The 15181-nt window shown below is 41.4% G+C and carries 10 protein-coding genes and 2 pseudogenes; 2 read left to right on the top strand and 10 right to left on the bottom strand.

The features are described 5' to 3' along the window. Nucleotides 1–7: 7 nt before the first annotated feature. The 9 genes from HT729_RS02430 to argR all read right to left on the bottom strand — a co-directional run bounded on the left by HT729_RS02430 (nt 8) and on the right by argR (nt 12508). On the bottom strand, nt 8–487 hold the full coding sequence (locus HT729_RS02430) for a transcriptional regulator GutM (RefSeq protein ID WP_023934056.1): 480 nt from the start codon (nt 485–487) through the stop codon (nt 8–10). Next, nucleotides 487–2313 (bottom strand): PTS sugar transporter subunit IIA, encoded by a 1827-nt coding sequence (locus tag HT729_RS02425; protein WP_080673552.1) that lies wholly within the window; start codon nt 2311–2313, stop codon nt 487–489. Before HT729_RS02425 ends, HT729_RS02430 begins: the two co-directional genes overlap by 1 nt. A gap of 62 nt (nt 2314–2375) precedes the next feature. Next, nucleotides 2376–3176 (bottom strand): SDR family oxidoreductase, encoded by an 801-nt coding sequence (locus HT729_RS02420; RefSeq protein WP_023934055.1) that lies wholly within the window; start codon nt 3174–3176, stop codon nt 2376–2378. Between the two features lie 182 nt (nt 3177–3358). Further along, on the bottom strand, nt 3359–4708 hold the full coding sequence (locus tag HT729_RS02415) for a glucose-6-phosphate isomerase (RefSeq protein WP_172931627.1): 1350 nt from the start codon (nt 4706–4708) through the stop codon (nt 3359–3361). Nucleotides 4709–4878: 170 nt separating this feature from the next. Continuing rightward, nucleotides 4879–5568 carry a gamma-glutamyl-gamma-aminobutyrate hydrolase family protein gene (locus tag HT729_RS02410; RefSeq protein ID WP_050223431.1) on the bottom strand — a complete coding sequence of 230 codons (690 nt, stop codon included), beginning with the start codon at nt 5566–5568 and terminating at the stop codon, nt 4879–4881. A 288-nt stretch (nt 5569–5856) separates the two neighbouring features. Then, nucleotides 5857–7623, bottom strand: coding sequence for a multidrug efflux ABC transporter subunit PatB (gene patB, locus HT729_RS02405; protein ID WP_172931626.1), 1767 nt, complete (start codon nt 7621–7623; stop codon nt 5857–5859). Between the two features lies 1 nt (nt 7624). Beyond that, a complete protein-coding gene (patA, locus tag HT729_RS02400) occupies nt 7625–9331 on the bottom strand; it encodes a multidrug efflux ABC transporter subunit PatA (RefSeq protein ID WP_031233400.1) in 1707 nt (568 codons plus the stop codon). 145 nt (nt 9332–9476) lie between these two features. Further along, nucleotides 9477–12011 (bottom strand): DNA mismatch repair protein MutS, encoded by a 2535-nt coding sequence (mutS, locus tag HT729_RS02395; protein WP_172931625.1) that lies wholly within the window; start codon nt 12009–12011, stop codon nt 9477–9479. A gap of 50 nt (nt 12012–12061) precedes the next feature. Next, nucleotides 12062–12508, bottom strand: coding sequence for an arginine repressor (argR, locus tag HT729_RS02390; protein ID WP_001231476.1), 447 nt, complete (start codon nt 12506–12508; stop codon nt 12062–12064). A gap of 135 nt (nt 12509–12643) precedes the next feature. Here argR and argS point away from each other — a divergent pair, with 135 nt between their 5' ends. Continuing rightward, nucleotides 12644–14335, top strand: coding sequence for an arginine--tRNA ligase (gene argS, locus HT729_RS02385; RefSeq protein ID WP_119947513.1), 1692 nt, complete (start codon nt 12644–12646; stop codon nt 14333–14335). A 190-nt stretch (nt 14336–14525) separates the two neighbouring features. On the opposite strand, the pseudogene HT729_RS02380 reads toward argS, so the two are convergent. Next, a pseudogene (locus HT729_RS02380) lies at nt 14526–15038 on the bottom strand (transposase); the annotation flags it as partial. Here HT729_RS02380 and HT729_RS02375 point away from each other — a divergent pair. Next, nucleotides 15031–15171 (top strand): annotated as a pseudogene (locus tag HT729_RS02375) (cupin domain-containing protein); the annotation flags it as partial. The pseudogenes HT729_RS02380 and HT729_RS02375 sit on opposite strands and share 8 nt — an antisense overlap. Nucleotides 15172–15181: the final 10 nt, after the last annotated feature.

Genomic DNA, 15181 nt, shown 5'->3' with positions numbered 1-15181 from the left:
CCTTTTCTTATTTTTTTTTAAATAACTGTTTAATAGATAATTGTAAGTAAGCCGCATAAAAGCCGAATCCCAGAAAAGAATCAGAAGAACTTGTCTCTTTCTCAATACCTGCCTCATGCCAAAGATAGACTTTTCTAGCATCTTCTATAGCTGATTGCATCAACTTATTTTCTTTTCTCACAAGAGGATTATACTTGTCAAAATAATGGATGTCTTCTCCAACATAATCGTCCATATTTTGAAAACGCGCTAAGATTGTGACTCCTTGCATTTTGCTAGCTTTAAGAACCCGACCGTTTTCATCAACCGCGAACATGACAATCGTACCGGATTTGATTCTTCCGGATTTCCTGCCAATCGCTACGCGCCCCAGTTTCCGGAGCATCGTATAGGTCTTATTGAAGTCTTTCAGTTGCTGCCAGCCGAGGAACATTTGAAATATATAAGCTGCCATGACAAATACAGCGAAAATTATTATCGAATTCATTAAAATACTCCTTTGCTCTTAGAAAATGATAGAAACTCTGTCTCTGTTTCTACAGCCCTCAATGCTTCTTTTAGAGAAGGCTCTCCTGCAATTCGAAAAATGTCGTCATACAATTCCAGCAATTCACTTTCCATTTTTCTTTCAATTTCTGAGGGTATGGCGACTAGAAAGATAAATTCAATCCATTCATCTCCTTTTTGATAAGGCTCTTCTAGTTTTCCGAACATTAAAATAGTCTTTGCATAACCCTGGTTAATTGTATGGGGGAACGCAATTCCTCCACCAAAAATGGTTGATTGCTTTTTCTCCCTATCAATTATCCGATTTCTAAAACCTTCATCAATCATCTGAAGTTTCTCTAACTCCGCAGACATATTTAGCAAGTATTGCTGATAGGTTTTTTGGGGGCTTAATCGAATAAAACGTAAGCTGACTGTTTCTAGATTTTTTTGATGAAAAGCATTGGCTTTCTGCCATTCTTCCTGCAGCCATTGATCATCAAAAAGATGATTAACTTGAATGACTGGAGATTTAGAATCTTTATATTTTAGAGGAACTGTCGTAAAAATCGCGAAATAGTCCTGATTCAATTCCACATTAAAATCCTCTTCAGAATACTGAGTAATGTCTACATCATTTCCAATGACTCGTCTGAGTTGCTGGATAATCATCGCAGCAGTTCCTCTTCCTGTTGTGCAAACCACAGCTATCTGCTTGCGAGAACCCTTAACAGCAGAATTTTGTTTTCTTAAAATCATTTCAAAATACAAAGCCAGATATCCGATTTCAGATAATTCCAATTCAGAACCAAAAATTGTAGATAGTTCTTCTCCAGCAATTTTCGCCATTTCAAAAGCAAAAGGATATTGAGTTTGAACCTCGCCATGAAATATATCATTAGCTTGCACATGGAAAATCAGTCGATTGATTAAGGACCCTAAATGAGACTTGATTTCTTCAAATAATTCTTCATCATCAAAGTGAACCAACATAGTTTCTTTGACTTTCTTGACAATCCCTTGAAAAATGTATGCAAGCTGTTCAGATTGATAAGACGGCTTGCTTAAAGTGTCAATAAAACGGACATTAAACGGAAAACACAAAAAGTCTATCTCAAACTGACTGAGGGAAATCTTATAAGTCACCTCAATATGATAGATTAATTTCTCAGCCAAATGTGTCTCTGTTAAATCATTCCTATAGTAGGGAATAGGACAATTCAACACCCTAGATGTATGAATACGATCCACCATAATTGAAAGGGTCTTTCGAAGGAGCTCCTGTGTTTCTTTAGGGATTTTATAATCCTGGACTAGCGTCTCCAGAAAAGAAGATGTTGCCTCAGTGAGTGTCCTTCCTTCAAAGTAAGGAGCCACTTGGTGAATATAGAGCAAGCGCAAATTCAGCTCGCTCCCCAAGACCTCCAGCCCACGATTGGGCTTTCCTGAAATAGTGATAGAGTAACTCTCTGCCAAAGATTTTACTTGTTTTAAATCCTTATTAAGGGTACTTCTACTAACACCTACTTCCTCAGCCAAATCGTCAATAAGAAGAGGGGAGGTTGACTCAATTAAACGTTTTAGCAAATAGGCGATTCTTTTACTGGAAGAATTGAAGTCACTCTCCTGTTTTAAACTACCAGATAAAATCTTTTCCAACTCTGTATAGTCATACACTTCTAACATTAATTGATCATCTTGTGAGATAATCTGGATATTAGGAGCCAAAACATCATTTAATTGTTGGATACTCTTTTGCAAGGTTTGCATACTAATATCCAGCTCCGAGCGCATATCTACCAAGAAATAAGTTGGCTGTGAGACCATTTTTTCTAAAATGTTATACCATCGATTTACTAAGGTCAACTCTCTTCCTCACCTTCATTTTTTTAACCGCGAGTTTTACCTCCGGCAATATTTGTAGTGACACCTGTTATATAGCTAGAACGGTCTGAAATATAGAACGCTACAAGATCAGCTACTTCCCGTAGTTTCCCACTCCGTCCCAATGGAGTCGTTGAAGTTGAAGCATAACCAGCTCGAATATCTTCTACCGTCTTTCCACGGGTATAAGCAAGAGCTTCCTCGTAAGAAAGAGTTCGAAGACCCGTAGCTTCCATAATTCCTGGAGCAATTCCAACCACACGTACACCATGTTTACCAAGCTCTTTCGCCCATGAACGAGTGTAACTATAGACTGCTGCTTTCGTGGCAGCATAGGCACTTTGTCCTTCAGAACCTTCCAAGCCTGCTTCTGAAGCCATGTTTACAATTACACCTTTTCTATTTTGAACCAGAATCCGGCCTACTGCCTGGCTAACCAAATACAGACCTTTTTGGTTAATCATTGTTACTTTTTCAAACGTTTCATCGTCTAACTCGTAAGGACCTTTAGGATTTTCTGCATCAATTAATAATCTAGGGACATTAATCCCCGCATTGTTGACCACCGCATCAATATTGCCAAATCTTTCAACTATTTTAGCGACTCCTACTTCTACTTCAGAGCGAGAAGTTACATCAACTTTTACAAATAATAGATTCGGGTGACGCAAATCGTTGTCGCTAAGGTCAAAATTCGCTACATTGACACCTAATTCCAGCAATTCTTCAACGATTGCCTTACCGATCCCAGATGACGCACCCGTCACAAGAACTGTTTTGCCTTTTATATTTAACCAATCATTCATTTTGATACCTCTCAAGTTTTATTTACAAGGCAATTATACAGCGCTTTCATAAAAGAATTAAGACACTCTTTTTTACACTGTTCAAAAAAATGATAAACTAATTAAAAGGCTTGTACTAAAAATCCACAAGAAATGAACTTGTGGATCTTTTTTATTCTGAATTAGCTCAACATATATGAGAATCAAAGACGTGCATTCAGTTCTGCACCGAGCTCTTCAAATCCAGGTTTCCCAAGAAGGGCAAACATATTTTTCTTATAGGCTTCAACACCTGGTTGGTCAAATGGGTTGATAGCATTCAAGTAACCTGAAAGAGCGATAGCCAATTCGAAGAAGTAGATAGTGTAACCAAGAGTGAAAGCATCTTGCTCTGGAAGAGTCACGTACATGTTTGGTACGTCACCATCTGTGTGGGCAAGAAGAACACCGTCAGTCGCTTTTTTGTTTACAAAGTCAACGTCTTTTCCTTGAAGGTAACCAAGTCCATCAAGGTCTTCTTCCAAGCTAGGAATAATCACGTTCTTGCGAGGTTTGTCAACACGGACAACTGTTTCAAACATGATACGAGTTCCTTCTTGGATAAATTGACCAAGTGAGTGCAAGTCAGTTGAGAAGTTGGCTGAAGTTGGGTAGATACCTTTTTGATCTTTTCCTTCTGACTCACCAGCCAATTGTTTCCACCACTCTGAGAAGTATTGAAGTGATGGCTCGTAGTTTACCAAGATCTCAGTTGCATAGCCTTTACGGTAAAGAATGTTACGAACTGCTGCGTATTGGTAAGCTTCGTTTTCAGAGATTTTATCTGAAGTGTAGTCTTTGCGAGCTGCATTCGCACCTTCCATAAGGGCTTTGATGTCAGCTCCTGATGCTGCGATTGGAAGCAAACCAACAGCTGTCAATACTGAGAAGCGTCCACCGATGTCATCTGGAACAACAAATGTTTCCCAACCGTTAGCGTCTGCTTCAACCTTAACAGCACCTTTTTGGCGGTCAGTTGTTGCATAGATACGTTTGTTGGCTTCTTCTTGACCGTATTTCTTAACCAAAAGTTCTTTGAAGACACGGAAAGCAATCGCTGGTTCAGTTGTTGTACCTGATTTAGAAATCACGTTTACTGAGAAATCTTTATCAGCTACGTACTCTACCAAGTCAGCAAGGTAAGTAGATGAGATTGAGTTTCCTGCGTAAAGGATTTGTGGAGCCTTGCGTTCTTCTTTTGTTTGCAAGTTTGCAAAGTGGTGGTTCAAGAAGTCGATTGCTGCTTTGGCACCAAGGTAAGATCCACCGATACCGATCACAACTAAAACATCGCTGTCTGATTTGATTTGCTCAGCAGCTTTCAAGATACGGTCAAATTCTTCGCGGTCGTAGTTTTCAGGAAGGTCCAACCATCCCAAAAAGTCGCTACCAGCACCAGTTCCTTTACGAATCAATTCATCTGCTGCTGTTACTTGTGATTGCATGTATTCCACTTCATGTGGTGCAACAAATTTGTCTAAAACTTTTGAATAATCAAATTTAATATGTGACATGTTATTCCTCCAATATTTCTTCTTTTCTATCATAACGCTTACCTTCGTTTTTTTCAAGCTTTTTTGTCGAATTTCTCCAATTTTTATCAGAATTCAAACGTTTGCGTAAAAATGTCACATTCCAAAAATTTTGAAAAAATAAAAGAAAGAACGACTAGATGTTCCAGTCGTTACAGTTCATTCAATAAATACTCAAATAATTCTAAATTACCATCTTCTTCATTAACCAGAAACTCTGGATGCCACTGCAAACCGATAATGCGGTGTTCGTCGATAGATTCAATCGCTTCAATGGTTTGATCTCTCGGATCAATAGCAGTTACACGGAAATTAGATGCCAATTCTTTGATACTCTGACGATGGACGGAATTGACCTGACTTTCTTTTCCAAATAGCTTGGCAACCACGCTTCCTTCCACTGTCTCAATAGAGTGAGATGTTCCGAAAGGTAGTCCTTGCCAGTGACCTTCGATTTCTTGATTGAGGGTTCCACCAAAGGCAACATTGACAAGTTGAACACCGCGACAGATTGCCATAATTGGTTTATTCTGACGGAGTGCTTCTTTCAAGAGTGCCAATTCAAATTCATCACGGACCAGATTATAATCATCGCTCTCGATGGTCTTTTTCTCTCCATAAAACTGAGGATGAACATTTTGGCCTCCTGTCAAAATCAATTTGTCAATCATTTCTACATAATCGCGTACAACTGACTCATCACCAACAGGAATGACTAGAGGGAGACCACCGACTTGACGAATGCTCTCTGCGAATCTACAAGATACAGATGAATGAATGTTTTTACCTTCTATGTCTACGGGACATAGATTTGCAGCAACTCCTACAACGGTTCTAGGCATGATGTCTCTCCTTTCGAATATTAATACTCTTCGAAAATCTCTTCAAACCACGTCAGCATCGCCTTACCGTATATATGTTACTGACTTCGTCAGTTCTATCTACAACCTCAAAGCAGTGCTTTGAGCAACCTACGGCTAGCTTCCTAGTTTACTCTTTGATTTTCATTGAGTATAACGATAGTCCTATCATATCACTCAAAGCGTCTTTCGTCTAATATGTTTTTTTTAAGACTGTGATAAAAATTTTTTATGGACAAGAAAAAGCTGCCCCATAGGACAACTTCTTTCTTATTCAAAAACAAATTGATTGTGATAGAGTTCTGAGTAGAATCCACCTAGTTTCAAGAGTTCATGGTGGTTACCACGTTCAATGACCTCTCCATCTTTAAGGACAATAATCTGATCAGCATTGAGAATAGTTTTCAAGCGGTGGGCAATAACGAAACTGGTTTTGCCTGCTACAACTGCCTCCATGGCATGCTGAATCTTGCTTTCTGTCACCGTATCTACGTTTGAAGTGCCTTCATCGAGAATGAGAACTTCTGGATCTGTCATCAGGGTTCGAGCAATGGAAATCAATTGCTTCTGCCCTGTCGAGAAGATACTCTGCTCATCATCAATAAGAGTATCGTACTTATCAGGCAAACTTTCGATATAGTCGTGAATGTGGCTTGCTTTGGCTGCTGACTCAACCATTTCCTGACTGGCATCTGGCACACCGAAACGGATATTGTCTCGAATGGTTCCGCTAAAAAGAACGGAATCTTGCAAGACAATTCCCACCTTGCTTCTGAGACTATCTAAATCATAGTCACGAATGTCTCTATCATCAAAATAAATACCGCCAGCATCAACATCATAAAAGCGATTGATGAGGTTCATAATAGTGGTTTTCCCTGAACCCGTTGGCCCAACAACTGCAGTCATCTGGCCTTTAGGGGCAGAAATGTTGACATCTTTCAAAATAGGTTTATCAGGCAAGTATGAAAAATCAATGTGACGGATTTCGACACCTTCTTGCAACTGAGTGAAGATTGGTGCCTTTTCAGGTCGGATTTCTTCCTCTGCATCAAACATTTCCTGTATCCGTTCAGCCCCTGTAAAGGCCAACTGAAGACTTCCCCAACTAGCTGCAACTTGAATAATAGGCTGGTAGTACTGTTGTGAAAATTGGGCAAACATCACAATCAAACCTAGGGCTGTACTTGTTTCAATAGTCTTATCGTTTAATAGAACGGCCGAACCAGCAAAGATAACGACGGCTGTATTAACCAGACTCATCCCATTCATGACAGGGAACAGAATTCCTGAGAACATCCTTCCTTTAAAGGTTGCCTTGCGTACGCGCTCATTTTGTTCAAGAAATCCTGCCATCATATCCTCTTGAATTCCTTGCACAATCACGGCTTTTTGGCCTGAGATACTCTCATCCATATAGGCGTTGAGCTTCCCTACCTCTTTCTGCTGGAGATTGGTGTATTTGCGTGCCATTTTCACGATGAAAATCAGCATAAGGAAAGCCAATGGGGTGCTGGCAATGGTGATAAGAGCCAGCGTCACATTTCTCGAAAACATGACAAGAATCAGACCAATGTATAAAACAATATTGCTCATGACCTGAATCAAGCTTTCGTTAAAGGCTTGGAGGATATTATCCAAATCACTGGTAAAATGAGACAGGATATCGCCATCTTGTCGACGGTCAAAGAAAGAAACCGTCAACTGAGCAAGCTTACCAAAGAGACCTTTGCGCATCTCGTTGGTCGATTCTGCAATCACGCGCGTCATGAGACACATGTATATGACACTAGAAATAAATAAAACCAAAACCAGCAGACCAAGATTGACCATGATTCCTGATAGGCTTTGCCAAACAAGTTCTGGATTGCCATCTTGATAAGCTTGGACTAAATTAACTAGTTGCGTCACTGCTTGTCCAGAAAAGACCGGAAAGAGAGCTTGGGCAAGAGTCGCCAGAACAATCATCAGGATGACAACTACAAATGATAGCTTATAGGCTTTAAAATAATTCCAAAAAAATTGAACTGTCTTCATTTTACTCCTCCTTTCCTTTCTGTGTTTCGTAGATTTCACGGTAAACGGCATTGTTGGCAACCAAGTCTGCATGCGTACCTTGACCAATCAATCGTCCTTGATCTAGAACCAAGATTTTATCTGCATGAACAACCGAGCTAATCTTTTGCGCGATGATAATGGTTGTCGTCCCCTTCAAGTCCTTATTCAAGGCTTCTTGCACTAGACGCTCTGACTTGGCATCCAAGGCCGAGGTCGAATCGTCAAAAATCAGAATACGTGGATTGCTGACAATCCCACGCGCAATCGACATCCTTTGTTTTTGTCCACCTGAGAAGTTGGTTCCTCGTTCCTCAACTGGACTTTCAAAGGTTTTCTCCATACGATGAATGAATTCACTGGCTTGGGCAATATTGGCTGCACGCTCCATTTCAAATAGAGTGGCATCTCCTTTGCCCTGTCTCAAGTTATCTGCAATGGTTCCACTGAAGAGAATAGCACGTTGGAGAACGATAGAAACAGTTTTACGCAGGGTTCCTTCACTCACTTTGCGAATATCCTTGCCTCCGATTTTGATAGCCCCTTCCTGCGGGTCAAAGAGACGTGGAATCAATTGAGCCAAGGTTGACTTTCCTGCACCAGTGGCTCCAACTACACCAACCATCTGACCAGGTTCAATAGTAAAGCTCACATCTTTCAGCATCGGTTCCTTATCCATTGGATAGGTAAAGGTCACATTTTCAAAGCTAAGACTTCCGACCAACTCTTCATCTGGGACATCCTTGAAGGTCATGGCTGGCTCTGCGTCCAGAATTTCTCGAATACGACGCATAGAAATCATGGCACGACTGACAGAATTTCCTAAAAATCCAACCATAACAATGGTAAAGATAATCTGGCTCAGGTAATTGACAAAGGAAGCAATAGAACCAACAACTGACGGATCCGACTGAACCATCCCAGCAACTAGCCAAATCGAGAGGAAAACCGCCCCGTAGCCGACCAACATCATAAAGGGTTCCACTACTGAAAAGGCATAACCGATGTAAAGATTTTGACCGAGAAGCTCGTCTGAAACCTCCGTAAACTTAGCAAATTGCTCTTTTTCTTGGACAAAGGACTTGACCACACGAACACCGCGCAGATTTTCCTTGGCAATGGCATTGATGCGCTCAAGAAGGGTTTGAAACTTGGCAAAACGAGGCCCCATCATTCCCATCATGACAGCAGTCAAACCAAAAATCAAGACTACCATGAGAACAATCACCCACCACAGAGAAGGTAAGGTTTGAACTGCCAAGATAAAGGAACCGATGAACAAGAGGGGGAGTCTGAAAAGAATTTGGAAGGTCATCATGACGACGTTCTGAATCTGGTTGATATCATTTGTCATGCGAACGACTAGATTTCCCGCATTAAATTGTTCAATATTAGCATAAGAAAAGGTTTGGATTTTACGGAAGGCATCCTCCCGAAGGTCAGATGAAACTCCTTGGGCAATATAGGCTGCGAGGACAACATTGAGTCCACCAGCAACTAGACCGACTACGGCCACACCAATCAACCAAGCCCCGATACTATAAATAGCTTCATATTTTCCAGCAAGGAGGGCGTCTAAGACTTCCTGCAGATAACGCGGTTGCAGAAGTGAACTAGCAACCATCAAGCCTGTCATCAGAAGCGAAGTCAAGGCCTGCCACTTGTAGGTTTTTATTTTCTGAATCAGCATACTTTCTCCTTAAAAAATAGACAAAAGGGAGCGACAATGTGTCAGCTCCTTCTCATTCTGTTTGTGTGATGTTATTCTAGCAAAAAAGTGGGGGATTGTCAAAGAAGTCTCCTTGATACAGCTAGAATGACTAGTAATTTTCTCTTTATAGTTTCTGTTTTAACTCGACCAAGACATTCATAGCCTGCATAGGTGTCATATTGTAAACATCCAGTTTAGCTAATTCTGCTAGGATAGGATGTTCTTCAGTCGTATCAAAGAGTGAAATTTGTTCTGAGACAGTACTTGTTTGTTTCATAGGAGCAGGACTTTCTTGCCCCTGACTCTCCAGTTGCGTTAAAATCTTATCCGCTCTCGCTAAAAGATCAGCCGGTAAACCAGCAATCTTGGCAACATGGATACCATAGGATTTATCAGCTGGCCCTGGTTCAATCTTGTGAAGGAAGGTGACCTGCCCATCCTGCTCCAAGGTTGCCACGTGGACATTGACCAAGTGTTGTAAACTAGACTCCAGACTAGTCAACTCATGGTAGTGGGTCGCAAAGAGGGTCTTGGCTCCGATATGTTCATGGATGTATTCGATGATGGACTGGGCAAGAGCCATCCCGTCATAAGTTGCAGTTCCACGACCTAACTCATCAAAAAGAATCAAGGAATTCTTTGTTGCATGCGAAATGGCATTGTTGGCCTCCATCATCTCCACCATGAAGGTTGATTGGCCTGAAACCAAATCATCGGCTGCTCCGATACGGGTAAAAATCGCATCAAAAATCGGTAAATAGGCGCTTTCTGCCGGTACATAGGAACCCATCTGGGCCATTATCGCCATCATGGCTAACTGACGCATATAGGTTGACTTCCCGCTCATGTTGGGCCCTGTAATCAGTTGAATACTGGTATCTTCTGCCATCTGAATCGTATTGGGAATATAGGTCTGAGCCCCCATAACCTTTTCAACGACAGCATGGCGCCCTTTCTGGATATCAATTCGCGAATCATCTCCGAATTCAGGTCGAATCAAATGCTGGGTTTCCGCAACAATTGCGAGACTTTGCAGGACATCAACCGTCGCAATTCCTTGAGCTAGAGCCTGCAAACGCTGGATGTATTTGCTGACTTCCTCACGAATACGCATAAAGATTTCGTACTCTAGGTTGGCTGACTTCTCACGCGCCTCCAGCATATCTCCCTCGATACGGGCTAATTCTTCGGTTCCAAAGCGTTCCGAGTTTTTCAGCGTCGCCTTACGGAAAAAATGGGCTGGCACATTTCCCAGTTGCGAATTGGTCACATGGAAATAGTAACCATCCTTTTTATTGTAGTCAATCTTGAGCGTGCTGATGCCAGAGTTTCCTCGCTCCTTAGCCTCAATTTCAGCAATCCAACCAGTCCCTTCTCTGAGAACGCGACGGTACTTGTCTAAGGTCTCATCAAATCCAGTTCGGATAATTCCCCCATCTGTAATCACATGAGGAGCTTCAGGAGCAATCGCTGCGCTAATCAAACTCTCCAACTCAGGGATTGCATCCAGTTGTGCGATGAGATAGGCTAGAGCAGGTTGCTCCATCCCTTCTAAAATCGCACGAATCCGTGGCACACTAGACAAGGTAGTCGCCAACTGCAAGAGATCCTTTGGGTTGGTCTTGCCAAAAGAAACACGACTAGCCAAACGTTCGATGTCATAAACACCCTTGAGACTGTCTGTCAAATCACTACGCTCAAAGAAATGGTCGAGAAAGACCTGCACCACTTCCTGACGTTGGATAATTCGTTCCTTATCAATCATGGGACGATGAATCCAAGAACGCAAGAGACGCATACCCATGGCTGTTTTGGTTTCATCCAAAAGCCAGAAAAGACTGCCTTGCTTCTTGCCTGAACGAGCATTCTCAACCAAATCCAGACTAGCCTTGGTCGCGTAATCCATCTGCAAGTAATCCTTGATTTCATAGCGGATAACAGGTTTGAGGTGGTTCAATTCCCTCATCTGAGTCCGATGAACATACTGGAGTAGCTTACTAGATGCCGCTTGCTCCACAGCTGCCAATCGTGAATCCAGTAAATGAAGGTCTTCAAAGCCTTCTTTTTCATAGGAAAGTACCAGATTCATCTGGCGACTAAGGATTTGTTCCTCTTCCTCAGACAAGTCATAGCCCAGCACCACTTCGCGCGCCTTGAGATTACGGATTTCCCCACAAACCAGTGTGAAATCCAAAAGACCTGTCACATAAAAGTCCCCCGTCACCAGGTCCATATAAGCTAGGCCAAATTGATTGCCAGCACGGTCTATGGCAACCAAAAAATTATTCTGACTGTCCGGCTTACTGCTATCGACCACTGTCCCTGGCGTAATGACCTGAACAACCTCTCGTTTCACAACCCCAACTGCTTGTTTAGGATCTTCCATCTGCTCTGCGATAGCCACCTTATAGCCCTGCTCAATCAAGACATCAATATACTGTTGGGCAGAATGATAGGGAACACCCGCCATAGGAATCGGATTGTCGGCATTCTTGTTGCGACTCGTTAAGGAAATTTCCAGAATCTGCGCAGCATTGACCGCATCCTCATAAAATAATTCATAAAAATCACCCATACGAAAGAGCAAAAAAGCATCTGGATATTGCTTTTTAATCTCCACATACTGTTGCATGCCGGGTGATAGCTTTTCTGTCGCCATTTTCCGTCTCTCCTTGTCAAAAATAAGTCTTGAGAGCAACTCCCAAGACCTTACTTATCTTTCATCAAATCTAGCAAACGATCTTCCATGAGTTTGGCAACGTGCTGGTCTCGACAAATGACCAATAAGGTATTGGCACCAGCAACTGTTCCTAAAATCCATTCATCCTTGTTTGCATCTACAATATTTGCCAAAACAGAAGCTTCTCCCAATTTGGTATGAAGCACCAAGGTAAACTCTGCTCTTGCAACACCTTCTAAATGATGAGACAAAAATTCCACCAAATCAATCTTTTCTGTCTCATTTGCTAGTACATAATACACCATATCATTTTTCTTGACCTTGGTCAAGCCGATTTCGCGCAAATCACGAGACAGGGTTGTCTGCGTCACAAAAACATTGTGCGCCTCCAACCGATCTTGAATTTCTTTTTGTGTACTTAATTTCTCCTCAGTAATCATTTTTTTTATTAACTGATGACGATCTCTTTTTCTCATAAAATCCTCTTATGTGAATATTTATAACTATTTTTATAACTATATTATACCAAAAAAATAGGAGATTTCAAAAATTTTTTCTTCTTTCTTTAAAATTGTGATAAAATAGTAGAAAAGTCCAAAAAGGAGCTCTTAATGAATACAAAAGAATTGATTGCTAGCGAATTGGCTAGCGTCATTGATAGCCTGGACCAAGAGGCTATTTTAAATTTACTGGAAACCCCTAAAAACTCAGAAATGGGAGACATTGCTTTCCCTGCTTTTTCTCTTGCAAAAGTCGAACGTAAAGCACCTCAAATGATTGCGGCTGAACTGGCTGAAAAAATTAACAGCCAAGCCTTTGAAAAGGTTGTTGCAACAGGACCTTACGTCAACTTTTTCCTTGATAAATCTGCCATTTCTGCTCAAGTATTGCAAGCTGTTATCACTGAAAAAGAACACTATGCTGATCAAACTATTGGCAAACAAGAAAATGTTGTTATCGATATGTCTAGTCCCAATATCGCTAAGCCATTCTCTATTGGCCACCTACGCTCAACTGTTATCGGAGATAGCTTGTCACATATTTTCCAAAAAATCGGTTATCAAACAGTCAAGGTCAACCACTTGGGAGACTGGGGTAAACAGTTTGGGATGTTGATTGTTGCCTACAAAAAATGGGGCGACGAAGAAGCTGTAAAAGCTCATCCAATTGATGAACTTCTTAAACTCTATGTCCGCATCAATGCTGAGGCTGAAAATGACCCTAGCTTGGATGAAGAAGCACGCGAATGGTTCCGTAAACTGGAAAATGGAGATGAGGAAGCCCTCGCTCTCTGGCAATGGTTCCGTGATGAAAGTTTGGTGGAATTTAACCGCCTTTACAATGAATTGCAGGTTGATTTTGACAGCTATAACGGAGAAGCCTTCTACAACGATAAGATGGATGCAGTTGTAGACATTCTTTCTGAAAAAGGCCTTCTTGTTGAATCAGAAGGTGCCCAAGTTGTGAATCTTGAGAAATATGGAATTGAACATCCAGCCCTTATCAAAAAATCTGATGGTGCAACTCTCTATATCACACGTGACTTGGCTGCAGCCCTTTACCGTAAAAACGAATACCAATTTGCTAAATCTATCTACGTAGTTGGTCAAGAGCAATCTGCCCACTTTAAACAGCTCAAAGCTGTCTTGCAAGAGATGGGCTACGATTGGAGTGACGACATTACTCATGTTCCTTTTGGTTTGGTTACAAAAGAAGGGAAAAAACTCTCTACCCGTAAAGGGAATGTCATCTTGCTAGAGCCCACTGTTGCAGAGGCTATTAGTCGTGCAAAAGCCCAAATTGAAACAAAAAATCCTGAATTGGAAAATAAAGATCAGGTAGCACATGCTGTTGGGGTTGGAGCCATTAAGTTCTATGACCTCAAGACTGACCGTACAAACGGATATGACTTCGACTTAGAGGCCATGGTATCCTTCGAGGGTGAAACTGGACCTTATGTTCAATACGCCTACGCTCGTATCCAATCGATCTTACGCAAAGCGGATTTCAAACCAGAAACAGCTGGCAACTATAGCTTGAATGATGCTGAAAGCTGGGAAATCATTAAACTCATTCAAGACTTCCCACGTATTATCAACCGTGCGGCAGATAACTTTGAACCTTCTATCATTGCTAAATTTGCAATTAACCTAGCTCAATCCTTTAACAAATACTATGCACATACACGTATCTTGGATGAAAGCCCAGAACGCGACAGCCGTCTAGCCCTCAGCTACGCAACCGCAGTCGTTCTCAAAGAAGCCCTTCGCTTGCTTGGAGTAGAAGCGCCAGAGAAGATGTAAATCGCCAAAGTTACTTGATTGCAAAGCAATCTAAGTAACTAACGCCAAATCCTATTCGGACTTTGGCTAGGCGCTTCACTAGTTTTAGGACATAAATATGATCGATTTATGTTTCTTTACGTCGTAACCAGAGACACTTGCCTAAACGCTTCACTAATTCACCTAACCAAATAATAGACTTCCTGCAAAACTAGAATCCTAGTTCATGATTGATAATACCAGCAATCAAATTCATTCGTAATCCGAAGCGTTTACGATGATTTCGATAGGTTGTTGAAAACATTTTAAACGTTTTTACTTTGGCAAAGATGTTCTCAACCTTGATTCTCTCCTTAGATAGCGCATGGTTACAGGCTTTCTCTTCAGCTGTTAGCGGCTTGAGTTTGCTGGATTTACGTGGAGTTTGTGCTTGAGGATCTATCTTCATGATTCCTTGATAACCACTGTCAGCCAAGATTTTACCAGCTTGTCCGATATTTCTGCGACTCATTTTGAACAACTTCATATCATGACAATAGTTCACAGTGATCTCCAAAGAAACAATTCTCCCTTGACTTGTGACAATCGCTTGAGCCTTCATAGCGTGGCATTTCTTTTTACCAGAATCATTCGCTAATTGTTTTTTAAGGCGATGGATTTTTACTTCCGTCGCATCAATCATTACCGTGTCCTCAGAACTGAGAGGAGTTCTTGAAGTTGATAAGGATTATGCTCTGGTTTCTTGTCTTGTTGCTCCTGGTTTTGAATTTGAGGATTTTGAATTATTTGAAAGGGTAGATCTACTGGCGACCTATCTAGAGCACAAGGAGATGATTGAGCGTTTGACCAGATCCTAGTCTTGATAAG

It is taken from the genome of Streptococcus sp. 79, assembly GCF_013277425.1.
Taxonomy (GTDB): Bacteria; Bacillota; Bacilli; order Lactobacillales; family Streptococcaceae; genus Streptococcus; species Streptococcus pseudopneumoniae.
This window is presented reverse-complemented; position numbering and strand designations above follow the sequence as displayed.

What these genes read in the sequence shown, in the direction of transcription:
- HT729_RS02430 (WP_023934056.1), bottom strand. Translation starts at nt 487, where the DNA reads ATGAATTCGATAATAATTTTCGCTGTATTTGTCATGGCAGCTTATATA.
- HT729_RS02425 (WP_080673552.1), bottom strand. Translation starts at nt 2,313, where the DNA reads ATGGTCTCACAGCCAACTTATTTCTTGGTAGATATGCGCTCGGAGCTG.
- HT729_RS02420 (WP_023934055.1), bottom strand. Translation starts at nt 3,176, where the DNA reads ATGAATGATTGGTTAAATATAAAAGGCAAAACAGTTCTTGTGACGGGT.
- HT729_RS02415 (WP_172931627.1), bottom strand. Translation starts at nt 4,708, where the DNA reads ATGTCACATATTAAATTTGATTATTCAAAAGTTTTAGACAAATTTGTT.
- HT729_RS02410 (WP_050223431.1), bottom strand. Translation starts at nt 5,568, where the DNA reads ATGCCTAGAACCGTTGTAGGAGTTGCTGCAAATCTATGTCCCGTAGAC.
- patB (WP_172931626.1), bottom strand. Translation starts at nt 7,623, where the DNA reads ATGAAGACAGTTCAATTTTTTTGGAATTATTTTAAAGCCTATAAGCTA.
- patA (WP_031233400.1), bottom strand. Translation starts at nt 9,331, where the DNA reads ATGCTGATTCAGAAAATAAAAACCTACAAGTGGCAGGCCTTGACTTCG.
- mutS (WP_172931625.1), bottom strand. Translation starts at nt 12,011, where the DNA reads ATGGCGACAGAAAAGCTATCACCCGGCATGCAACAGTATGTGGAGATT.
- argR (WP_001231476.1), bottom strand. Translation starts at nt 12,508, where the DNA reads ATGAGAAAAAGAGATCGTCATCAGTTAATAAAAAAAATGATTACTGAG.
- argS (WP_119947513.1), top strand. Translation starts at nt 12,644, where the DNA reads ATGAATACAAAAGAATTGATTGCTAGCGAATTGGCTAGCGTCATTGAT.